This is a genomic window from Desulfovibrio sp. (genome assembly GCF_041907885.1).
Lineage (GTDB): Bacteria > Desulfobacterota > Desulfovibrionia > Desulfovibrionales > Desulfovibrionaceae > Desulfovibrio.
In genome coordinates this window covers 24,932-47,815 of sequence record NZ_JAYRGM010000017.1, presented here as the reverse complement: position 1 = coordinate 47,815, position 22,884 = coordinate 24,932, and the positions used below count along the sequence as shown (strand labels likewise).

Here is a 22,884-nt window from a genome sequence, read left to right as displayed (position 1 = left end):
GCTCGCATCAAACGCGAGCGGAGGCCGGCCTGTCGGTTTTGTCAAAAACAACATAGGTGTTTTTGCCGTTTTGCTTGGCGCGGTACAGGGCTGTATCCGCACTGGCGTAAAGCTCGCCAAAGGTTTTGCCGTGGCGGGGAAAAATGGCCACCCCAATGCTTGCGGCCAGGTGGTGGGCGTCTACGCCGTACGAAGTGCTGTTGATGGCGTGGCAGAGGGCATCGGCCTTCTGACGCAGGGTTTCCTCGTCCTGTTGCAGGGTCAGCACAACAAATTCATCACCGCCAACACGGCCCACAATGTCATCTGCGGCAAAGCCCGCGCGTATGTTCTGCGCAAATTCCTGAATAATCCTGTCGCCGGCCACATGTCCCAACGAATCGTTGAGTTCCTTGAAGTTGTCAATGTCGAGCATGAGCATGGCAAGCAGGCCACGGTCGCATTCGTGTTTGGCAAGCCGTTTTTCAATCAGGTCGTGGGTGGTCATCTTGTTGTACAGACCAGTCAGGCCGTCCTTTTGCGCCATTTCCTGCAAGCTGAGCTCAAGCTTTTTATCCTTGTCGATATTCTGGCGGCAAACAACGATGTGAATGGAATCGTTTTCTGCCCAGCGCAACACATAGCCGGTTTCACGATACCATACATACTTGTCTTTTTGCGTGGCGTACAGAAAATCGCAGCTCAGCTTGTTGCGGTCTTCTTCCAAAGCCTTGCGCACTGCATTGGGGCTGAAAGTGTCCATGAACAAAGCCGCATGGTCTGGATGAATATGCCTGGAAACAATGGTTCGAAGCATTGCGCTGTACGAAGTGGAGGACTTGAGATCGAGCTGCTGCAAAAACTTTTTTGTTCCTTCGCCACAGGCAGTGTCGTTTGTAATATCAAATTCAATAATGCTGTCGTATATCTGCGATGTGGCATTCTGAAGGATGGTGTGGTATTTCAGTTCTTCAGATATGGTGATGGATACAATCTTGTTTTTGTATCTGCGTATGATTGTTGTAACAATAAGTATGACAATGAGCGTGGTAAATAAAACAATTACAGCGCCAGTGTAGTATTTTGTTCTGATCTGCTTGATGATTTCTGACGTGTTTTTGTCTGTTACCAGATACATATTGGGCGCAGGCAGATAACGTGTTACGGCATAGCCGTTCACGCCGTTTGCAGAATACCAGATGTCTGAGCTGTCCGAATTGTTCTTCTTCAGCGTGTTTTTTACAGCGGCAAATGTTTGTTGCGCAAAAGCGTCAGACGTGGCGCCATTGTGGCCAGATGATGAAATCTGCACATCGCCGCTTTCATCCATGAGGTAGGTTTTTACCGCAAACTGCTGTTCATACTTTGCCAGCATGGCCTGAACGGTGTTTACCTTGAATCCAACGCCGACAATACCGACAAGATCATTGTTCTTATTGCGAACACTACAGTTTACAAAAACTGTTATGGTGTCATGCGCGGCCTTGTCATTATCTATATTAAGTGAAAATTCATTGTTTGCTGTAATAAACTCTCGCACCCATTTGTTTTCTGTAACTGTATAGTCCATTATTCTGGCTACACCCGCAAAATTATAGTACCGGTCTGTCTGCATGGAAACAAGAAAGACAGAGTCATAGTTGTACTTTTTTTTGTAAGCCAGCAGATATTCTTTGATGTTTTGGGTATAGGCAGGGTTTTTGAGGTTTTCTTTTTCTTGCGACAAAAAGTTGATCAAAAAACTGTCGTGCGCCATTGTTTGCGAAATATGTATGGATTGGGCAAAAATGGCGTCAATCTGATACATCATACCTTCGGAGGCAAGGCGGGTTACGCTCTCGGCCTCTTTTTTCAGCGTATCCATGTTGGAACGGTAGCTGATCACCGAAGTGACGGAAAAACCGATGATAATAATCAGGCAGATAAGGAAATTTGTTCTGAAGGCGTAGTTCTTGTGCATGGACTGTCCTGAAGCGTAAAGGCAGTATTTTATAGCACGGGGTAATGATGGGTTTGTATGCGATCGTGACCAAATGCCAGGTGTGTGACGCGCAAAACTTTTGTCAGCATTCTTTGTAGCCCGCGTGCCCTTTCGATAAAAGGGAATGGCGCTATTAATATCGTATAAATGTACGAAAGCCAAGAAGACAGGTTGGAAACATGCCGCACAATATGTGAAAAGCCGCCACATCGAGCAGTGAGGCGGCTTTTGCAAACAGCTGGCAGAATTGAATATGGTGGATGTGGGGCAGAGTTTGAACCGGCGGTGACTCAGCCCATTTTTGCGGATGATTTGAGATAAAATTCGCCTTCGCGCGCCCAGTAGCGCAACCCTGGGTGATCGCGAAACTGCTCAAGCGCCACATTTTGCGACAGATCGTCGGGTCCCTTGAAGCGAATTTTTACCTGACGCATGTTGTTGCCAGAGGCAGACGACAGCACTGAAATAATGCTCATTCCATGGGATTTGAGCGTGTCAAGCAGCTCGCGCACTGTGCCGGGCTGATAGGGAACCACAAAGCCCACTTCCACACCAGGCTGTTCTGCGCCGCTTATGTCAAGCAGGGCTTTGAATACGTCCCATCCGGTTATAATGCCAACCAGTTTATCTTCATCATTTACTACGGGCAGGCAGGCAACATGCCTGTTGATCATTTTTTGGGCGGCCTGCTCAATGGTGCTCTTAAATGAGATGGTTACGGGGTCAACCACCATTACATCCCTGACCTTTGTTTCGCTCATGATCTCCAGAAGCTCAATAATTTCAAGCCCGGTGGATTTGCTCGGGGCAAAGCTGCGAACGTCGGAGGAAGAAATGAGCCCGACAACGATGTTGTTGGCATCAACCACCGGAAGGCGGTTGATCTTGTGTTCCTTAAATAATTTACGGCACTGGAGTAGGGTTGCTGTGGGTGGAACGGAGATTACCTTGGATTGCATCCAGTCGAGTATAAGCATGGCATCCTCCCTTGGGGTAGTGCGAGGGTTGCCCCTCCCGTCTGGTGGAACTGGAACGGGCTGTTTGCGCCAGCCCGTTCCATGAGCAAAGCGTTGTTATTTAGAACAGCCGCAGCCGCAACCCTGCATTTTGTTTCTGATAAATTCAGGCAAAATGCCGCGCACGGATTCCATGGTCACCATGCGGCGCATGATACCCAGCTGATCCTGAAGGGGCAACTGTTTGGGGCACACGTTGTCGCAGGCAAGCAGGCCCATGCAGCCAAACACGCCGTTGTCATCGCCGATAAGTTCATAATAGTCGGCAGGCGTGCGGTTATCGCGCGGGTCAATATAGAAGCGTGCCATGCGGTTGATGGCGGTTGCGCCAATAAAGTCCTCGCGCATGCGGGCCGTGCCGCAGGCCGCCACGCAGCAGCCGCATTCTATGCAGCGGTCGAGCTCGAATATCTGGGTAGCCAGATCGTTGCTCATGCGGTCTTCCTGCGCGGTGGGATCGAATTCCTTGGTGGTGTGTATCCACGATTCAATCTTGGTTCCCACATTGCGAAACCACGTACCCGTATCTACCGAAAGGTCGCCCAAAAGCTTGAACACCGGCAGCGGATGCAGGGTGATGTGGCTTGGCAGATCGCTTGTCTGCGTATGACAGGCAAGGCCGGGCCGCCCGTTGATGACCATGCCGCACGACCCGCAGATACCGGCGCGGCAGCAAAAATCAAACTGCAACGAGGCGTCCTGGGTTTCGCGTATCATGTTCAGGGCGATAAACAGCGTCATGCTGTTGTGTTCTTCAAGCTGGAAGGTCTGCATATGGGGCTGCGAGAGCGGATCCAGCGGATTGTATCGGAATATCTCGAATGTCAGATTGCGTCCCATGTGGCTCTCCTTACCCCTGTTGCGCGTACGGCACTATTTTTTCAGAGCTGATATCGGCGGTGATGATCTTGCCGCCGCCATATCCACGGTCGCCGGGGGGCAGAATGTAGAAGGGCGTTGCCGGTTCATACTTGAGCGTGGGCAGGGTGTCGCCCTCCTTCCAGTATGCCAGGGTGCGGTTGAGCCATTCCTTGTCGTTGCGTTCTGGGTAGTCTTCGCGGGCATGCGCGCCACGGCTTTCGGTGCGCATCAGTGCGCCGTAGGCCGTACACAGGGCCAGCTTGAGCATGCCGGGCACGCGCAGCGCCATGGAAAGCTCGGCGTTGGGGCCGGGTATGTTGCCGCTGGCGATGCGCATGTTCTTGGTGCGTTCCAGCAGTTCCTGAAGCTTGGCCACGCCCGCTTCCAGATCCTTGCCGTTACGGAAGATACCCACATGCTCCATCATGATATCCTGCATGGCATTGCGCAGGGTGTAGCAGTCGTCGCCCGTGCCGCGCATAAGTGCGGCAATGCGTTCCTTGACCTTGGTGGCGGCGTCCTTCATGGCCTGGGTGGAGAACACGGTTTCGTACCCTTGCAGGAATTCTACCAGTTTTGCACCCACTATGCGGCCAGAAACAATGGTTTCGGCCAGCGAGTTGCCGCCCAGGCGGTTGAAGCCGTGCATATCCCAGCAGGCCGCCTCGCCAGCAGAAAAGAGCCCCTGAAGCCCGTAGGCGTGGCCGTCCTTGTTGATGCGCACGCCGCCCATGCTGTAGTGGTGGGTGGGCCGCACGGGAATAAGCTGGTGGATGGGGTTGACGCCCAGAAAATGCGTAGAAATGTCGTACACTTCACGCAGATTTGTGGTGATGTGTTTTTCGCCGAGATGGCGGATGTCGAGCCACAGGTGCTCACCGTAGGGGCTCTGCACGCCAAGGCCCTTGCGCATGTGTTCTGTCATGCGGCGCGAAACAACGTCGCGCGAGGCAAGCTCGGCCTTTTCGGGCTCATAATCGGGCATAAAGCGGTATTCGTTCACGTCCAGCAGGGTTCCGCCGTCGCCACGGCAGCCCTCTGTAACCAGAATATCGGTGGGCACTGTGCCCGTGGGGTGAAACTGCACTGCCTCCATGTTGCCAAGAGGCACAACACCCGTTTCAAGCGCGGTGATCTGGCCGCCGCCGTCGCAGATGATGGCGTTGGTGGTGGCGCGGTAAATGCGGCCATAGCCGCCTGTGGCGATAAGCGTGGCCTTGGCAAAATAGCCCACCAGCTCGCCGGTGCGCAGGTCGCGCGCCACACAGCCCATGCAGCGCTGGCCGTCGTGAATGAGAGCCTCGGCCTGCATGCGGTCGTGTACGTCCACGCCCAGTTGCAGCAGGCGGTTGTCGAGGGTGAACAGAACGGCGTGGCCTGTGCCGTCCGAGGTGTAACAGGTGCGCCACTTGGCAGTGCCACCAAAGGCACGCGAGTGGATCAACCCCTCGTTTTCGGATTTTTCCGTTGCCTGAAAGGGCTTGCCGCCCTTGTAGTAGGTGTGCTCGCCGGGCACAACGCGGCTCCACGGCACACCCATCCAGGCCATTTCGCGCATGGCGATGGGGCCTGTTTCGGCAAACAGACGAGCTACTTCCTGGTCGCAGCCCCAGTCTGAGCCCTTGACGGTATCGTTAAAGTGAACTTCGGGGCAGTCGCCCTCGCCCATGATGGAGTTGCCAAGGGCCGCCTGCATGCCGCCCATGGCGGCAGACGAATGCGAACGCTTGGGCGGCACCAGCGAAAGACAGATAACGCGAAAACCCGCCTGAGCCGCTTCCACTGCCACGCGTTCCCCGGCCAGGCCGGCGCCTATGCAAAGAACATCACTTTCAAAAACTCGCATACGCACCCCCTATCCCAGAAACCACACGCGGGTCAGAGCCGCCGCGCCGAGCAGAAGATAACAGCCCATGACAATCCAGGTCCACTTGCGCCACGCGGGGCGGGTGGCCTTGACGCACAGGCCGAATTTGACGGCCAGGCGGTATACGCCAATGCCCGTGTGCAGAATGACGCAAGGCAAAAAGAAAACATAGAAGGCCAGCCAGCCAGAGTGCAGGCGTTTTGCGCTGCCCGCCACATTGATGGGCAGGTCGGTCATGACGCTGTACACATGGTAGAACGCACCGGCAAGAATGATAATGGCCGTAAAAACCTGTACCAGCCACAGCCACGTGTCCAGCTCCTTGAGGCCCTTGCTGTGCTGTACAAAAACGCCCAGTTCATTGGCGCGGAAGGGCATTTTGCGGGCGGCAATATAGAAGTGGAACAGAATCAGCAGCACAATGGCGGGGGCCGCCACCTGTGCCAGCATGGTCACTTCCAGTAGCCAGGCTATGCCGTTGGTCAGCGCGGGGCTGAGAACAACCGTTCCTTCCAGCACCAGGTGGACGCACACAAAAAGCGCCAGCACCGCGCCAGAAGCCGCTTGCCAGAAATCAAGGCGGGTTCGGTCATCGACAGGGGATCTGCTTAAGGCCATACCAACTCCTTACATAAAGATGTCAGGCATTATAAAACGGCGCGACAAATCCGCGCCACTTTTCAGCATGTGCATGCGCAAAGGGGCAGTGAAGGTCAGGAACGCCTGTACGGCGCCTGCCCGGTTTCGTAGTAGTTGTCGCCAGTGCTGTCGATAACCACAATGGCGGGAAAATCTTCCACTTCCATGGCGGCAACGGCTTCCGGCCCCAGGTCTTCATAAGCCAGCACCGTGTATTTTTTGATGCTGCGGGCTATGAGTGCGCCCGCTCCACCCACGGCGGCAAGGTAGGGTACGCCATGCTTTTTCATGGCTTCGACCACCTCTGGCTTGCGGTAGCCCTTGCCGATCATGCCTTTCAGGCCCTGGTCGAGCAGGCGGGGGGTGTAGGCATCCATGCGGCCTGATGTGGTGGGGCCAGCTGCGCCGATCACTTCGCCGGGTTTGGCGGGGCTGGGGCCAACATAGTACACAACCGCGCCATGCAAATCCACGGGCAGAGGCTCGCCCTTGTCCAGGGTTTCCACCAGGCGCTTGTGGGCCGCATCGCGCGCGGCAAGAATGGTGCCCGAAATAAGCACCCGGTCGCCCGCGCGCAGTGAACGCGCGGTGGCTTCGTCAAATGGGGCGCGGATTTTTTTCATCTGGGTTTCAGACATGGCGGCCTCCTACAGCGTAACTTCGGCGTGGCGCGCCGCGTGGCAGTTGATGTTCACGGCCACAGGCAGCGAGGCAATGTGGGTAGGGGCCCATTCCACATGCACCTTGAGCGCCGTAGTCAGCCCGCCAAGGCCCTGGGGGCCGATGCCGGTCTTGTTGATCAGCTCAAGCAGTTCTTCTTCAAAGGCGGCGTAGCGCGGGTCGTGGTTGCGGCTTTCGAGGTCGCGCGCGGCAGCGCGCTTGGCGCATATGGCGGCCATTTCCATGGTTCCGCCAAGGCCAACGCCCACCACCATGGGCGGGCACGAATTGGGGCCAGCGGCAAGCACGGCATCCAGCACCACCTTGCGCACGCCCTCGATACCGTCGGCGGGCACAAGCATCTTGACCACGCTCTTGTTTTCAGAGCCTGCGCCTTTGGGGGCCAGCCGCAACCGCAGCGATTCGCCCGGCACAAGGCGGGTATGAATGACGGCTGGGGTGTTGTCGCGCGTGTTTTTGCGCTCAAAAAGCGGTTCGGCCACGCACGATTTGCGCAGATAACCATCTACATAGCCACGGCGAATGCCCTCGTTAACGGCGTCTTCAAAAGCGCCGCCCACAATGCGCACGTCCTGACCCACATCGGCAAATACCACGGCAAGGCCGGTATCCTGACAGATGGGAATGCTGTCGCTGGCGGCAATGGCCGCATTTTCCAGCAATTGCTCAAGAATGTTTTTGCCAACGGGCGAGGGTTCGGCCTCGAGCGCGCTGCGCATGCCGTCCACCATGTCCTGGGGCAGACGACAGCAGGCACGCACGGCCAGATCGGCAACTGCACGCGCTATGTCTTCAACAGTAATTTCCTTCATGTCTTCCTCTTTTCTGTACAACGGCTGCTGGCTAGGGATGGAAAGGCCAGATCAGCGGGATAAGCAGCCAGCACATAATGAGCGAAATCAGCTGTAAAGGCCAGCCAGCCTTGACGTAATCCATAAAGCTATATCTTCCAGGGCCAAGCACGATGGTGTTGGGCGGGGTGGCAATGGGCGTAAGGAAGCAGCACGAGGCCGACATGGCTATGCCCATGGCGATGGGCAGGGGCGAAATGCCGCTGGCAAAGGCTATGGGCAGGGCCAGCGGGGCCATAAGGGCAGCTGTGGCCGTATTTGACATAAAGTTGGTGATGGCGGCGGTGAGGGCGCAGCAAACAAACATGAGCATCCACGGGTCGTTGACGGTGCTGACCACGGCGTTGGCTACAATGGCGGCAGCGCCAGATTTGTCCATGGCGGCAGACATGGAAAGCATGCCCGCAAACAGAAAGATCGTTGTCCAGTCAACACTGCGGAAGGCCTCGCGCATGGTCATACAACCGCTAATGACCATCAGGCAGGCGCCCAGCACTGCGGCGGTGGTCAGGGGCATGACTTCGCTTGCCATCATGGCAACTACAAAGGCAAAGATCAGCACAGAGTGCCACATTTTGTGCTCGCGGCGTACCTTGGCGTCTACTTCAATGTCGTCTTCACCGTCGAGCTGCATCCTTTCCGGCAACAGCTTGTGGCCCGCAATGGCGTAGTAAAGCAATCCCACGACCAGCAAGGGCATGCCGATAAGGCCGAATTCAAAAAAGCCAAAGGGGCTTTGCCCTGTTTGGGCCAGCATGGAGTTGATGATGCCGTTGGGAGGCGTGCCCACAAGCGTTACCGTGCCGCCAAGGGACGAAGCAAAGGCCACAGGCATAAGCACCTTGCCGGGAGCAAGCTTGGCCTTCATGCACATGCCAAGCACCATGGGCACGGCCACAACGGTAGTGCCTGTGTTTGAAAGCACCGTTGAGAGCAGGCCGATAGCCGCCATGGTGTATACGATGAGCTTAACCGGGTTGCCCTTTGAAAGCTTTACGGCAAGTCCGCCCACCTTGTCGGCAAAGCCTGTTATGAACGTGGCCTCGCCTACAATGAACATGGCCATGAAAAGCACAACGGTGGGGTCGCCAAAGTAACCAAAAGCCACCTTGGACGAAACCACATTGGTGAGTGAAAGGGCCACTGGCACAAGCAGGGCCGTAATGGGCAGGGGCACAACTTCCGTAAAAAACATCACAGCGGCAACGAACAGAATGCCTAGTGTGATGTATGCCTTGGTGGGATCTTCTGGCAGTTTGATTCCTAGGGTAGAAGCGGCAAAGGCCTCGTGCCCGGCAAAAAGAACAATTGCAAGCAGCACCAACGCCCATAGAGATGGTCTTTTCATCCGCTAACCTCCCACAGCATGAAATTTACGGCATCCCTGCTCGGCCTTTGCGTTTCACGGTATGCAATGGCAGGGAAAACAAATAGATACCGATAAAAATGCCAGATATGGAAAATTGTGGCAACAATATTATATTGAATGATTGATCAATCTCTATAATTTCTTCAAGGGATGCAGTATGAAAGGAAAAATATTTTTTTATTTGAGAACGTATGCAATAAAAATCACAAATACAAATATGCTGCTTTAAAAATATTTATCAATAAAAAATATTGTAGTAAATTACTTCTAATTATTAAAATCAATAGGTGATTTATTGCACTTGATGTGTAAAATTGCTGTGCTGATGTGTGTCTGTCTGCTCATTAGATTTTGGGGTATGCATATTCAGCCTTAAAAGGGGTATGAATATTTGGTTGTGTATTGATGCTGTTTTCAGATTGCTGCCTGAAACAACTAATTGCATGCATTCATGGGGGTTGCGGCTGGTATAACAGGTTGCTGGGTAGTTGGTTGCTTTTTGTTGCTGAAATATTGTTGTCGAATATCACCGGGAACTTCCAGACGGGCGAAAAAACCAACAAGGCTGCCCGAACCGTATGTTCGGACAGCCTTGTTACTTCAAGACATTACCTTGAATGGGCCTGAACGGCAGGGCAAGGGCGATTTGTTCGGGTATGAAAAAACCGTCTTTGACGCTGCTTGCAAATTTTAGCGGATAAAATTGGTGGGTTCCCAGGCTTCGGGCGCGGGCGTTGCCACACCGGCGGCCTTGCCAGCGGCAATGCACTTGAGCAGCCAGGCCATGTTGTCGCCCAGAGTGCGCATGATCTGCAAGCCTTCCTTGTCCTGCAAAACTTCTTCGGGGGTATTGCCGTGAACGGCGTTCCAGTACTGCGAAGAAACCACAGGCATGCGGGCGATGGTAAAGTATTTGTTCAGCCTGTCAAAAGACGCGCTGGCTCCGCCACGGCGGCAGCTCACCACAGCAGCGGCGGGTTTGAAGGCATAGTGGATGGATTTGAAAAAGAACATGCGGTCAAGAAAGGACGTGATACCGCCGTTGGGGCCGGCATAATAGACCGGAGAGCCCACAACAAGGCCGTCTGCGGCGCGCAGCAGATCAATGGCCTCGTTGACGTGGTCGGCGTTGAACACACAGTGGCCGGTTTCCTTGCACTTGCCGCAGGCAATACAGCACTGGATGGGTTTTGTGCCCAGCTGGAGTATCCGGGTTTCAACGCCGTTTTTTTCAAGCTGCGCGGCCACGGTGGAAAGTGCGGTAAAGGTGCAGCCCTTGGGATGCGGGCTGCCGTTGATCATCAGAACTTTCATGAATCTCTCCTTTCGGGTGCGGTGTGGCCGCAGCCCGCTGCGTGAGCGGTGGCAACCTGTTTGCCGCTGCTGCCGCCGGGTGTGGTTTTGCAGGATTTGCCCAATGCAAGGCTGCTGCGTACCTGATGCAGGCCGCTAGCCGCCTATGGCCGCCGTGGCGGCGTGCAGGGCATCGGGCGAAAGATTTTTGAGAAATGTCAAAAAATCCGGCACATTGTTTGCGCGGCAGGCCATGTAGCACATAATGTATTCGCGGTGCGTCAGCTGCAAATGGTAGACAGGCCAGCGTTTTTCGGCACTTACAAAGGGCAGGCCCAGGCTGTGGCCCACAACAGGGTGAACGGGCAGCCAGAAATCCTCCAGCGGATGCACAAATCCGCCGCGTACAGACGGGGGCAGGCCGCCAAGGCCCAGCAGGCGCAGCAGGCTTTCGGCCATGTGGCACACCAGCTCTCGCCCCGGGTGGTTGACGGTTATGAACATCTGCTCTTCACGCCAGCGCTCGCGCAGCAGAGGCGCGCACTGTATGGGCGCGCCAGCCTCCTTTGCCTCCTCGCGGCACAGCGATTCCTCGGCCTGACGGTTCAGCGCCGCCGCATCGCCCAGCAGTGCGGCAGAGCCCCGCAGATACAGGGTCAAGGCCTCGTGGGGGCTGACTTTTTCAAGCAGTGTTTCTAGCAGGCTGTCTGCAAAATTTATGTGCTCGTCGCGCGACCAGTGGGGCCAGTAGCCTTTAAAAAAAAGATTGGGAATTTCAATGGCCTGGCAGTGTTGTGGCAGGCGCGGCAGCATTTGCTCTGTGGAGAGGTCGCCCCACTTGGGCGCAAGCCGCTGGTACAGAAAAAGGTCGCAGTGCTCTATATCCTGCGCGGCGATGCTCTGCCGCGTGTAGTTCACATACTGGCAGATGCGAAAGCGGCTGGCAAAGGCCGGGGAGTTTTCCAGCAGGGGGCGCAAGGCGTCGCCCTGACAGTTGGCGTGCAAAAGACACAGAGCCTGGGCCATGCGTGTGTTCCGTCGTGTGTGGCTGGCTTGCTCAGCCCCGCCTGTACCGTGTGTTTGACGCGGCGCGGGAGAGAGCATGCCTTGGCGCTGTTAGGGGGCTTTGCCGGTCAGTCGTCCACTTCCATATAGGTGGCGCTTTGCGCGCCTTTTTCTGATACGGTTACGCTGTACAGCCGCACCTCGCGTGCCTGCGGGTCGCCGTGTGTAGCCAGCAATTCGGCCATGCCGCGCCAGATGTGCCGCGCCAGATTTTCTGACGAGGGGTTGATGACATCAAAGGGCGGCGTTTCGTTGAGCAGCCTGTGATCAAGGGCGTCGAGCACGGTTTTGAGGCCGGTCTTCAGCGTCTTGAAATCGAGCAGCATTTCCGTATCGCGGGTCAGGCGCTGGCCCTGCACGGTGAGCTCCACCCCAAAATTGTGGCCGTGCATACGTTCGCACTTGCCTTCGTAATGCCGCAGGGCGTGGCCGGCAGAAAAGTCGTCGCGCACGGTCAGCCGCCAAAAAGCACCTTTTGTCATGACAGTATCCAAAAGACCACAAAGGCCGAAAGAATGACAACAATGATGGCCAGCATGATGCGGGCGTTCTGGTTCCACTCAAAGCTCGGGCGCGGATCATCCAGGTCAGGATCACCTGTGGAAGGTGGCGTGAAAAGACTTTGCATCCATGAAAAAAAAGACATGCATTACCACTCGTTGCAGGGTGTTTGAACGTTTTTGCAGTGCAAGAATAACAATTGCGCAGGATAAGTCAAAATGCCGGGCGGGCGGCCTGTGCGCACGGGTTGCTGCGGCCTTGCGGCAGTTGACGAAGCGCGGCGGCCCTGAAACACTCGCTGCATGAAGTGGAGAACCGTGCAGATCAACGCCGCCGAAGGAACCGTGCGGGCTGTTGCGCCAGAAATTATTGCGGCCAGCCGTGCAACGGATGTTCCGGCATTTTACGCCCAGTGGTTCATGAACCGCCTGCGGGCGGGCTATGCCCGATGGATCAACCCCTTTAACGGGCGGCCCCAGTATGTTGCCTTTGAGCACGCGCGCGTGGTCGTTTTTTGGAGTAAAAATCCCCTGCCGCTGCTGCCGTTGCTGCCGCAGATGGAAGCGCGGGGGCTGGCCTGGTATCTGGAATTCACGCTCAACGATTACGAGGCCGAAGGCTGGGAGCCGAATCTGCCGCCGCTGGCCAGACGTATCGACACGTTTCGCCGTTTTGCGGATGTGGCGGGGCCGGAGCGGGTGGTGTGGCGTTTTGACCCGCTGATGCTGGCCGGTGCTCTGGCCCGCAATCCCCATGCCTGCGATGTGCTGCTTGAGCGCATGGCACGGATAGGGCGCGCCCTGCGAGGCTGTACCCGCAAGCTGGTGTTCAGCTTTGCCGACATTGCCGATTACCGCAAGGTGCGCGAAAATCTGCGCAGGGCCGGGCTTGGCTGGCGCGATTTTACCCAGGCAGAAATGCACGCCATCGCCGCAGGCGTGGCCCGTCTGGCTGCGGAAATGGCTGTTGAGCCCTGCACGTGCGGCGAAAAGGGCGATCTGTCGGCCTTTGGTATCAGCCACAACCGTTGCACCGACCCGGAGCTTATCCTCGGCATGACACACCGACATCCTGATATTCTGCGGCTTTTTGGTCTTGCGCAGCCTCGCCAGCTGGGTCTGCCCCTTACCGCGCAGGCGGTAGAGACCGGGCCAGCCGGAAAACAAATGCCCGCCCCGCAAACCGGCTATCCGCGCGACAGCGGCCAGCGGGCAGTGTGCCTGTGCGTGCCCTGCAAGGATGTGGGGCAGTACGACACCTGCCCCCACGGCTGCGTGTACTGCTATGCCAATACTTCGCCAGCCACGGCGGCCCGCAATTTTCGTCTGCACGACCCAGCGGGGGAGAGTATTGTTGCAGAGTCGTAGACCTGTTTGACCATTGCCCCCGATTCTGCGCCTGACACCTGTCAGGAAAAAAGCTTGCGTCGCGCCGCATCCATTCGCAACGCGGCATCCGGCGCGTCTTGCATCAGGCATCAGGCATTGGGCATCGGGCATCGGGCAAGCGGGCTTGCGGTTACGGGGCTTTCTCTTCTGGCGTATTGTCTGCTGGGGCTTTGTCTTCTGCCACAAAATGCACGGTCACCAGCAGCACCTGGGCGCGGCTGGTGGTGCGCAGGGGTGGCCCCCACGTGCCTGTGCCTGCGCTGACGATAGAGTGGAAGTTGCCTTTTGTCAGCAAGCCCATGGGGTTTTCGTATTTCAGCTCTGTCACGAAATTGAAGGGCCAAAGCTGCCCGTAGTGCGTGTGGCCTGAGAGCATAAGCGCAGTCCCGGCCTCGCGGGCCTCATCAAGGGCTGCGGGCTGGTGATCCAGAACCACGAGGGGCAGATGGCGGTACTGCGCGGGCAGGTCGGCCAGAATGTCGGTCAGGCTGGCCCTTTGCGTACCCGTAAAGCCGGGCTTGCCCAGGTCGTCCCTGCCCGCCAGCACAAAGCTGTCGTCCACCACGGCCCACTGGTCGCGCAGCACCTGCATGCCCACGCGGCGCAAAAAATCCATGCTTTTGTCGATGGAGCCCGAAATATATTCGTGGTTGCCGGGTACGGCCCAGTGGCCCAGAGGCGGTTGGGTCAGTGCCAGGGCAGCGGCGGTGGCATCAGCATCGAGCTTGATGTGGTCGTCAATGATATCGCCTACATAAAAGATGGCGTCGGGCTTTTCGGGGGCCAGCAGTTCCATGGATCGGGCCAGCCGTCCCGCTGTGATCAGACGGCCCAGATGCATGTCGGTAATAACGCCCAGTTTCAGGGGCTTGTCCACATGGGCGCTGGGTATCGGCCCTTGCATGTGGATGGTGATGTTGTAGTGCCGCAGTTCGGGAAAGGCCGCATTAAACCAGCTGCCCACGCCCAGCAGCAGGGGCAGGCCCAGCACAAGCAGCACGGCCCCCCAGCGCGGAGCCGCAGGCGGAGCAGAGCCAAGTATGCGCGCGCCAAGGCCCCACAGGTCTGCAAACACGACCAGCACAAACACATAAAAAGCCACGCCCATCCAGAATGCCCCGGCGCGCAGCAGCCACATGTGGGCAAGTGTATCGCCGTGCCCCTTGTAGAGCAGCGGAAAAGCCGCGCCCAGCACAAGCACCAGGGCGCAGAGCACAAAACGCAGCCAGCCCGTGCCCGAAAGCGCACGCCAGAGCCACCAGGATATCCAGCCATTGATGATGGCCAGGCCAATGCCGGTTACCAGAAAAAATCGGAACATATGCTTTTATGAAGCCCAGGCGGCAAGAGCTTTGTCGAGGTCTGGCCCGGGGCGAACTTTCAGGGTGTTGTCGAGGTGCAGCAGGCATACGTGCCCGTCCAGAAAAACCTGGGCATGGGCCTCTACCGGGCCGGGAAACTGCTCCAGAAGATTGCGCAGGGCCAGCATGTCCTCGCGCCCAAGCCGGTGGGCGGGTATCTGCACGCATATGGGCGTATCGCTCTGCCCGCAGGCATCGGCCAGCGAACGGACATTTTGCCCCAGCAGTTTGATCTCGCGCGGGCCTTCCTCTGCTTCTTCGTCCATATCTGCATTGTCGTTGGCGTCTGTCTGGCTGTCGAGGCGCGCCACAAGGCAGATGGGCTGTTCAGAACGCAAAAGATCACGGCATTCTGCGTATGGGCGGGGAAAGAAGGTTACTTCGGCATGGCCGGTGAGGTCTTCGATGCCCACAAAGGCCATGCGCTCGCCCTTGGACTTGGTGAGCACCTCTTTGACGCTGACCACAAGTGCCGCGCAGCGGAGTTCCGCACCCGGAAACATTTCGCGGGCGTCTTCCAGCGTGGTGAGGCCCAGGCGGCGTATCTCGCGCACAAAGGGCTGGAGCGGGTGGCTGGTCAAAAAGAAGCCCAGGGCTTCCTTTTCTGCCCGCAGTTTGTCGTCGTCTGCCATTTCTGGCAGCGACGCTTCGGGGCAGTCGATTCCGATGCCGGGTTGGGGCGCGCTTTCCAAAGCCGGGGCCATGGAGAGCAGCGATACCTGATTGGAGGATTTGTCCTTGGCCTTTTTTTGCGCGCGGGCAACCACAATTTCGATGGCTGCCAGCATGGCGGCACGGGGCACGCCAAAGCAGTCGCACGCGCCGCCCTTGATGAGGGATTCGAGCACTCGCTTGGTGACCTTGCGCAGATTGACCCGGCAGCACATGTCAAACAGCGAGGCAAATTCGCCGCCCTCGGCACGGGCATCCACAATTTCGCGTATGGCTTCGTCGCCCACGTTCTTGATACCGCCAAGGCCAAAGACCACCTGTCCGCCGTGGGCCGTAAATTCGCGCTGGCTCTGGTTTACCGAGGCCTGCACCACGTTGATGTCCATGTCTTTGCAGCACGAAACATATTTGAGCAGCTTGTCCTGGTTGCCCATTTCAGAAGTGAGCAGGGCGGCCATGAATTCGACCTTGTAGTGTACCTTGAGATAGGCCGTGTAGTACGAAATAAGGGCGTAGGCGGCAGAGTGCGACTTGTTGAAGCCGTATTCGGCGAATTTTTCCATCAAGTCGAAAATTTCGTTGGCATTGTCCTTGTCTATGCTGTTCTTTTCCGCGCCGGTAACAAAGTTGACGCGCTCCTTGGCCATGGCCTCGGCCTTCTTTTTGCCCATGGCGCGGCGCAGCAGGTCGGCCCCGCCCAGCGTGTAGCTGGCGATGATCTGGGCGATCTGCATGACCTGTTCCTGATAGACGATAACACCGTAGGTATCGCGCAGGCATTCGGTAAGCGACGGGTGCGGATACACAACAGGAACCTGCCCGTGCTTGCGCTTGATGAATTCATCCACCATGCCCGAACCCAGGGGGCCGGGGCGGTACAGGGCCAGCATGGCGATGACGTCTTCAAAGCACGAAGGCCTGAGCATGCGCAGATACTGCCGCATGCCCGAACTTTCCACCTGAAACACGCCGTCTGTGTCGCCACGGGCATAGAGCTCGTAGGTTTCGCTGTCTGTGAGGGGCAGATTGTCGAGATCTGGCGGTTCGTTGCCCTGAAGGGTGATGTTGTCGAGGGTATCCTGAATCAGGGTCATGGTTTTCAGGCCCAAAAAGTCGAACTTCACAAGTCCGGCTTTTTCGGTCATGGGGCCGTCAAACTGGGTCACAAGTTCGCCGCGTTTGCCCTGATACAGGGGCAGATACTCGTCCATGGGCTTGTCTGAAACCACAAGACCGGCGGCGTGGGTAGAAGCGTGGCGGGCCAGGCCCTCAAGGCGGCGGGCCGTGTCGAGCAGGTGTTTGACCTTGGGATCGGAGTGGTAAATGTTTTCCAGCTCCGGCTCTGCCTCCAGCGCCTTTTTGATGGTCATCTTGAGATCGGCGGGAACCAGCTTGGCGATGCGGTCTGTCTCGGCAAAGCTCATGCCCAGGGCGCGGCCCACGTCGCGCACCACGCCCTTGGCCTTCATGGTGCCAAAGGTGGTGATCTGCGCCACCGAGCCCTCGCCGTAGGTTTCCACCATGTGCTTGATGACTTCGCCACGGCGGCGTTCGCAAAAGTCCACGTCGATATCGGGCAGGGAGACGCGCTCGCTGTTCAGAAAGCGTTCAAACAGCAGATTGTACGGAATGGGATCAAGGTTGGTGATGCGCAGGGCCCAGGCCACCAGCGAACCGGCGGCAGAACCGCGCCCCGGCCCCACCGGCACGTTATGGTTTTTTGCCCAGTTGATAAATTCCTGCACGATGAGAAAGTAGCCGGGAAAGCCCATTTCAAGGATAACGCGCAGCTCGTACTGCAAGCGGTCGCGGTAGAGCTGGGCGTCCAGCGTGTCCCGGTCGGGGTGCTTTTCGAGCCGTTTTTCAAGGCCTTCTTCTGCCAGCCGCCGGAATTCGGAATCAAGGCTGGCCCCTTCCGGCAGATTGTACACGGGAAAGTAGTGGTGGCCAAAGTCCAGTTCCACATTGCACTGCTCGGCAATGCGCATGGTGTTGGCAAGCGCTTCGGGCACATGGGCAAAGGGCTTTTCCATCTCTTCGATGGATTTGTAGTACAGCTCGTGCGTGCCAAAGCGCATGCGCTTGGGGTCGTCCATGGTTGTCTGCGTCTGGATGCAGAGCAGAACCTCGTGGGCTTCGGCGTCTTCGGCGGTAAGGTAGTGGCAGTCGTTGGTGGCAACCAGCGGCACGCGTGCGGTTTCCGCCAGTTCCAGCAGGGCATTGTTGGCCTTGGTCTGCTCTGGCAGGCCGTTGGACTGCAATTCGAGGTAGAAACGGTCGGGGTAGATATCGGCATATTCGCGCGTGAGGTTCAGGGCCTTGTCCATGTCGTCGGCAAGGATGGCACGCGGAATCTCGCCCGCAATGCAGGCCGAAAGGCAGATCAACCCCTCGGAATATTTGCGCAACAGGGGTTTATCAACACGCGGTTTGTAGTAGAAGCCTTCAAGATAGCCCTGGGTTACCAGCTTTACCAGATTGTGGTAGCCGGTCATGTTCTGGGCAAGCAAAATCAGGTGGTTGCGGCGGCGGGCCAGGGGCGAATCGGTGCTTTTGTCCTTGTGGTCGTGGCAGACATAGACCTCGCAGCCAAAGATGGGCTTAACGCCAAAATCTTTGCAGCCCTGAAAAAAATACGCAGCGCCAAACAGGTTACCGTGGTCGGTGATGGCGCAGGCGGGCATGCCAAAATCCTTGGCGCGGGCGCACAGATCCTTGATGCGGATGGCGCCGTCGAGCAGGCTGTATTCTGTATGGCAATGCAGATGGACAAAATCGGACATGGAAACTCCAAAAAACGGAAAAGGCGGGCTGAAGGGCGCAAGTGCCAGGGCAGGCAGGGGCAGCGCGTGGTGCTGTCGCGCCAGCGCAGCTTATAGCACAGGGCTTTGGGGGCTTCAAGGCGAGGGCAACGGCCTTGCCAGCAGGGCTGCCGCTAGCCGCCCTCGGCAGGCATGTCTAGTGCCGGGGGGGGCTCAGGTGCAGCAGCGCGGCTGCCCCGGCAAAAACGGGGCGGCGCTCGCACACCAGAGCGCCGCTCTGGCGCACGAGCCCCTCAATGCCGCCCCTGTGCATGAAATCTGTCTGGCCTGCGCGGCTGCCTCTTGCAGTGCGGCGTGCCTTTGTCAAAGCCATGAGGCCACGGGCCGCAAGTGCGGCGGGCAGTTCAAGATTGCGTTCTGCCAGTTTGAAATCGGCCACCAGCACCAGTTGCGCGCCCTCAAGGGCGAGGCGCAGCTGGGTTTGGGCCTGATCTGCTGGCAGATACCACAGGGCAAAGCCAAGGCGCACGCAGGGCAGCGGGGCGCTGCCCGCAAGCTCAAGCTCTGCCATGCCGGGGTTGAGCGGCGCATGGGCAAACTGCGCTGGCCAGGCAACCCGCCGCGCAAGGGCCGCCTGGGGAAAAAAAGCCGGGCAGGGGCAAAGGGCAGAGGACTGGTGGCGCAGCTGCATGCCTTACTGCCGTGAATTGTTTTTTGCCGCATCCAGCAGGGCCAGCAAGTGGTCGCGGGCAGGGGCCTGCGGAACCGTGCCGGGCATGCTGCGCAGCAGATTGTGGGCGTGGCCGTCTTGCAGAAACTTGCTGCGGCAGGTGGCAAAATGCAGATCAAAAAACCATGTTCCCAGCAGCAGGCGAAAATCGTTGACACAGCGTAGCGCGGCATAGGCCGCCATCCGGTGCTCGAACACCGCGCGCAGCACCGCCTCGCTGGCGATGGTAGGGTCGTCGGGCTGTTGCAGTACCACGGTGGGATTATACGGGGCCGGGCCGCTCAGGTGCTCGTTCATGATGCGCAGAATATCCAGTTTGTCGGCATCGCGCACCACGTTGGTGATTCGTGCGATCAGGGGCTGGGTTTGCGCTGGCAGGGCAAAGCGGTTGTGCATGCCCACGGCAGCCATGACCAGCTTGCGGGTTTTGGGGCTTTCGCCGTTCAGGCAGCCCTGGGCCTTCAGGATGCGCACCCCCATCTGCCCATGGTTGCACGATTCCCTGTCCCTGAAGGTGTGGTAGCGCAGATACTGCTCAAAGCGCCCCACATCGTGGTACAGTGCCGCCAGCAGGCACAGGCGCGCCGTGTGGGTGTCGAAGTTTTCGCCTTCCACGATGCGGCGGGCGTTTTCCAGCACGTTCATGGTGTGCTGGAGCTTCAGATCCATGGGAGAGGCATCGCCCTTTTCCTGTGCCGTTTTTTCGGCGGCGTAGGCGGTAAACCATGCCAGATGGGAAGATATATCCACAAATATGGGGCTGGCTGCGCTGTTCATGAAACAACAGATACGCTCTGGTTGTTGGCAATGCAAACGGCTGATGCGCTACTGGCCCGGAGGTGCGGGCGAGAGCAGCTTTTCCGGCACTTCGCCTGGGCCGGGAATGGTCAGTGTTTCTGGGTTGATGCTGTACCAGGCAAACCACATGGAGTACGCGCCGTAAAATTGCGGCATGGACGCGCCCTTCATGTTGCCGTCGAGCGCAACTCCCGTGGCCGGGTCCCAAGTGCTGCGCGTGGTCAGATCAAGCAGTTTGCCGCCTTGCTGCACAAACAGAAAAGGTTCGGCCCATATCTGCCGGTTAAAAAAGCGCACCACATCCAGACCCCGGTCGTAGACGGCCAGCAGGGCGTGCGGCCCCACAAAAAAGTTCACCGCGCCCTTTCTTTTGACGTAGCCAATGTCGGCAGCCAGCAGATAGCCCTCGTACTCTATGCAGTACATGGGAGTTTTGCTGGCAAAGCGGCGGTCTGTGCGCTCTACGGGATAGATGAGCCTGTCGTTGTCGTAGTAGGTTCCCTTGCGTTGGTAGTTGCCGTAGGGGTCGCGTCCGTAAGGCTTGTTGCCGTTGGGTTTGGCAAGCACTGCCGCGTGCGGAAACGTGCGCTTGGCCGCGCCCCAGCTTGTCCAGTACACGGTTACCATGGGCAGGCCCCGGCCCAGAAGGGGGCCGTCAAAGGCCATACCTGTTTCCTGTAGCCAGAGGCTGCCGGAATTGCGGTCAATCAGAACGCTGTTGCCGTCGTACAGGCGGCCCTCTGTATCAAAAATAAGGTTCAGGCCGCCCAGGGAGGCATCGTAGGCCATGAGCGTGCCCGTGGTGGGGCAGTAGGTGATGGCGTAAGCCTTGTCGTCAACGATTTCGTTGATGACCTGATGCCAGACCATGATGCGCTGCGGGTAGATGCGTGCCCCGCCCGGCAGCATGGCCACAAAAACAATTTCGTCGTCACTGAGGCTCAGGTTTGCGTCCTGAATGACATCGTAGCGCGGGCGGTACAGGGACGGAATGGAACCGTACTTGACGCCGGTTTCAATCAGCTTGCCGTTGATGGCCGCCAGCTGTTGCAGGCTGTGCGGTCTTGCCTCGGCATCGTGCCCGGCGCACAGGGCCCACAGGGCAAGCAGGGCCAGAAAAACCGCAAAGAGGCCACACCTGTTGCCTTCAGGCGGCAGAGTGCTGCCCCCGCAGAATATGCGGCCTGTGCTGTTCACTGGGCCGCGCCTTTGCCTTTGTGGGCTGGCAGATATTCGCTAAAAATATAGTCGCGCAGGGCCTGTGGCCACGGGCGCAGGGGCTTGCCCAAAAATTCTGCAAGCTTGCTGTTGTCGAGCACAGAAAAAGCAGGCCTGTGGGCTTTTTGCGGCCATTCTGACGAATCAATGGGCACAACGCGGCACGAGGCTCCGGCCAGTGAAACAGATTCGCAGGCCAGCTCACACCAGCTGGCCTGGCCGCTGTTGACGGCATGCCAGATGCCAGTGGCCCTTTTTTCGGCCAGGGCGGCGCTCCAGTGCGCAATATCCATGGAATAGGTGGGCGAGCCCGTCTGGTCATGCACCACAGTTATGGAATCACGGCGCTGGCAGGCGGCAAGAATGGTATCGACAAAATTTTTGCGGCCAGGGCCAAAAAGCCAGGCGGTGCGTACAATGCACGACCGGTCTGGCAAAATTTCCATAACGGCCCTTTCGCCCTCAAGCTTGGTTCGGGCGTACACCGAGGCAGGCTGTGGGAGGTCTGTTTCTTTAAAGGCGTTTTCGCCCGCGCCAGAAAAAATATAGTCTGTGCTGTACTGCACCATAAAACCCGTGCCCTGTGCCTTGAGGCAACGCGCAATGGCTGCGGGCAGGGCCCGGTTGAGCTGGCAGGCTTCATCCTTGTGGTCTTCTGCATCGTCAACCGCTGTCCAGGCCACGGCATTGAACACCACATCGGCCTGGGCGTCTGCAATGGCAGATTGCAGAAAGGTCATGTCCAGCAGATTGCCGTTTTCACGGCCCAGAGTGGAAACTTGCCATTCGCGGGCTTTGAGCACTCGTGTCAGGGCCTGACCAAGAAGGCCGGTTGCCCCCCCAAGTACCAGAGCTTTTGCCATGCGACCCCCAAGGTTTAGCCTTCAGCAAGATGCTGACGGTGTGTCGGGCATTCTCTGGCACAATATCCCCGCATAGCGGCCGGGGTCAATACAGTATGGGCAGGTCAACATCAATTTCATAGGAACAAGCTTGGGCTTGGCGCAACCGGCGCGGCCTTCTTGCCTCATGGGCCCAAGTGACGTACAAAAACCCCAATGAAACACGCAATTCTTCTGGTAGCCTTTGGCGCAAGCAGCCCGCAGGGACAAAACGCCCTCAAGGGATTTGACGCGCTTGTACGCCAGCGTTATCCGGGGGTTACGGTGCGCTGGGCCTACACATCCGTGCTGCTGCGCGAGCGCATGGCACAGGCCCGGCAGAAAAGCGATTCGGTATTCAAGGCCGTGTGCCGCCTGGGGCTGGAGCATTTTGAAGCCGTGGCCGTGCAGCCCTTGCAGACCATTCCCGGTCAGGAACACGGCGAGGTGCGTGCTGCGGTTGAAGAAGCCGCCGAGCACGAGCATCTGCTGTGCCGGGTGGGCGCGCCCCTGCTGGCCTCGGCAGACGATGTGCGTGCCACCGCGCAGGCGCTGGTGCGGCATCTGCCCGCAGACCGCGCCGCCGACGAAGACGTGGTGTTTATGGGGCATGGGGCCGAGCACGAGGCGGTTGCCCGCTATGTGGATTTGGCCGACGCCGTACACGCGCTCGACAGCCGGGTACACGTGGGTGCCATGAACGGGGCGGTAACGCTTGAAAGTATTTTGCCCAATCTCGCTTCACGCCGGGTATGGCTTATGCCGCTTTTGTCGGTGGTGGGGCGTCATGCCCTGGAGGACATGGCAGGCGAGAACGGACACAGCTGGCGCAGTCGCATTGAGGCCAAGGGGCATCAATGCCTGCCCGTACTCATGGGGACGGCGGAATACGCCGGTGTGGCTGAAATATGGCTGCGGCATCTTGAAGATGCCGTTCAATCCCTTGCCGCAGGCTGGGAGAAGAGGTGACG

Annotated in this window: 20 protein-coding genes; 2 read left to right on the top strand and 18 right to left on the bottom strand. The window is 57.8% G+C overall.

Features of this window, described 5'->3' with window-relative positions:
* Positions 1-7 precede the first annotated feature (7 nt).
* The 12 genes from ACE3NW_RS09525 to ACE3NW_RS09470 all read right to left on the bottom strand — a co-directional run bounded on the left by ACE3NW_RS09525 (position 8) and on the right by ACE3NW_RS09470 (position 12,248).
* The gene (locus ACE3NW_RS09525; protein WP_374282768.1) at positions 8-1,939 is read right to left on the bottom strand and encodes a diguanylate cyclase; all 1,932 of its coding nucleotides are present in this window, start codon (positions 1,937-1,939) and stop codon (positions 8-10) included.
* Positions 1,940-2,250: 311 nt separating this feature from the next.
* Positions 2,251-2,937 carry a CBS and ACT domain-containing protein gene (locus ACE3NW_RS09520; protein ID WP_374282766.1) on the bottom strand — a complete coding sequence of 229 codons (687 nt, stop codon included), beginning with the start codon at positions 2,935-2,937 and terminating at the stop codon, positions 2,251-2,253.
* A gap of 96 nt (positions 2,938-3,033) precedes the next feature.
* Positions 3,034-3,816, bottom strand: a complete 783-nt coding sequence (locus ACE3NW_RS09515; RefSeq protein WP_291332790.1) for a fumarate reductase iron-sulfur subunit — start codon at positions 3,814-3,816, stop codon at positions 3,034-3,036.
* A 10-nt stretch (positions 3,817-3,826) separates the two neighbouring features.
* Positions 3,827-5,683 (bottom strand): fumarate reductase flavoprotein subunit, encoded by a 1,857-nt coding sequence (locus ACE3NW_RS09510; RefSeq protein ID WP_374282763.1) that lies wholly within the window; start codon positions 5,681-5,683, stop codon positions 3,827-3,829.
* A gap of 9 nt (positions 5,684-5,692) precedes the next feature.
* Positions 5,693-6,322 (bottom strand): succinate dehydrogenase/fumarate reductase transmembrane subunit, encoded by a 630-nt coding sequence (locus tag ACE3NW_RS09505; RefSeq protein WP_374282760.1) that lies wholly within the window; start codon positions 6,320-6,322, stop codon positions 5,693-5,695.
* 95 nt (positions 6,323-6,417) lie between these two features.
* Positions 6,418-6,981 (bottom strand): Fe-S-containing hydro-lyase, encoded by a 564-nt coding sequence (locus ACE3NW_RS09500; RefSeq protein WP_374282758.1) that lies wholly within the window; start codon positions 6,979-6,981, stop codon positions 6,418-6,420.
* A 9-nt stretch (positions 6,982-6,990) separates the two neighbouring features.
* The gene (locus ACE3NW_RS09495) at positions 6,991-7,836 is read right to left on the bottom strand and encodes a fumarate hydratase (RefSeq protein WP_374282756.1); all 846 of its coding nucleotides are present in this window, start codon (positions 7,834-7,836) and stop codon (positions 6,991-6,993) included.
* A gap of 31 nt (positions 7,837-7,867) precedes the next feature.
* Positions 7,868-9,223 (bottom strand): SLC13 family permease, encoded by a 1,356-nt coding sequence (locus ACE3NW_RS09490; protein WP_374282754.1) that lies wholly within the window; start codon positions 9,221-9,223, stop codon positions 7,868-7,870.
* A 711-nt stretch (positions 9,224-9,934) separates the two neighbouring features.
* Entirely contained in the window at positions 9,935-10,558 is a 624-nt protein-coding gene (locus ACE3NW_RS09485) for a flavodoxin family protein (protein ID WP_374282752.1), read from the bottom strand.
* 135 nt (positions 10,559-10,693) lie between these two features.
* Positions 10,694-11,563 (bottom strand): WcbI family polysaccharide biosynthesis putative acetyltransferase, encoded by an 870-nt coding sequence (locus ACE3NW_RS09480; protein ID WP_374282750.1) that lies wholly within the window; start codon positions 11,561-11,563, stop codon positions 10,694-10,696.
* Between the two features lie 107 nt (positions 11,564-11,670).
* Positions 11,671-12,084 carry a 6-carboxytetrahydropterin synthase QueD gene (gene queD / locus ACE3NW_RS09475; RefSeq protein WP_374282748.1) on the bottom strand — a complete coding sequence of 138 codons (414 nt, stop codon included), beginning with the start codon at positions 12,082-12,084 and terminating at the stop codon, positions 11,671-11,673.
* The gene (locus ACE3NW_RS09470; RefSeq protein ID WP_374282746.1) at positions 12,081-12,248 is read right to left on the bottom strand and encodes a hypothetical protein; all 168 of its coding nucleotides are present in this window, start codon (positions 12,246-12,248) and stop codon (positions 12,081-12,083) included. Before ACE3NW_RS09470 ends, queD begins: the two co-directional genes overlap by 4 nt.
* A 157-nt stretch (positions 12,249-12,405) precedes the next feature.
* Between ACE3NW_RS09470 and ACE3NW_RS09465 the strand changes: the two genes are divergently transcribed.
* Positions 12,406-13,470, top strand: coding sequence for a DUF1848 domain-containing protein (locus tag ACE3NW_RS09465; protein WP_374282744.1), 1,065 nt, complete (start codon positions 12,406-12,408; stop codon positions 13,468-13,470).
* 151 nt (positions 13,471-13,621) lie between these two features.
* Here ACE3NW_RS09465 and ACE3NW_RS09460 read toward each other — a convergent pair whose 3' ends face one another.
* From ACE3NW_RS09460 to rfbD, 6 genes are all read right to left on the bottom strand, one after another.
* Positions 13,622-14,812, bottom strand: a complete 1,191-nt coding sequence (locus tag ACE3NW_RS09460) for a metallophosphoesterase (protein ID WP_374282742.1) — start codon at positions 14,810-14,812, stop codon at positions 13,622-13,624.
* Positions 14,813-14,818: 6 nt separating this feature from the next.
* Positions 14,819-18,307, bottom strand: coding sequence for a DNA polymerase III subunit alpha (gene dnaE, locus ACE3NW_RS09455; RefSeq protein WP_374282740.1), 3,489 nt, complete (start codon positions 18,305-18,307; stop codon positions 14,819-14,821).
* A 175-nt stretch (positions 18,308-18,482) separates the two neighbouring features.
* On the bottom strand, positions 18,483-18,977 hold the full coding sequence (locus ACE3NW_RS09450) for a hypothetical protein (protein ID WP_374282738.1): 495 nt from the start codon (positions 18,975-18,977) through the stop codon (positions 18,483-18,485).
* 3 nt (positions 18,978-18,980) lie between these two features.
* Positions 18,981-19,793 (bottom strand): HD domain-containing protein, encoded by an 813-nt coding sequence (locus tag ACE3NW_RS09445; protein ID WP_374282736.1) that lies wholly within the window; start codon positions 19,791-19,793, stop codon positions 18,981-18,983.
* Positions 19,794-19,841: 48 nt separating this feature from the next.
* Positions 19,842-21,011 (bottom strand): DUF3179 domain-containing protein, encoded by a 1,170-nt coding sequence (locus ACE3NW_RS09440; protein ID WP_374282734.1) that lies wholly within the window; start codon positions 21,009-21,011, stop codon positions 19,842-19,844.
* On the bottom strand, positions 21,008-21,895 hold the full coding sequence (gene rfbD, locus ACE3NW_RS09435) for a dTDP-4-dehydrorhamnose reductase (RefSeq protein WP_374282732.1): 888 nt from the start codon (positions 21,893-21,895) through the stop codon (positions 21,008-21,010). The genes ACE3NW_RS09440 and rfbD overlap by 4 nt, the downstream gene beginning before the upstream one ends.
* A gap of 195 nt (positions 21,896-22,090) precedes the next feature.
* On the opposite strand from rfbD, the gene ACE3NW_RS09430 reads away from it, so the two are divergent.
* Positions 22,091-22,882: a sirohydrochlorin cobaltochelatase gene (locus ACE3NW_RS09430; RefSeq protein WP_374282730.1), complete on the top strand. Its 792-nt coding sequence runs from the start codon at positions 22,091-22,093 to the stop codon at positions 22,880-22,882.
* Positions 22,883-22,884 lie beyond the last annotated feature (2 nt).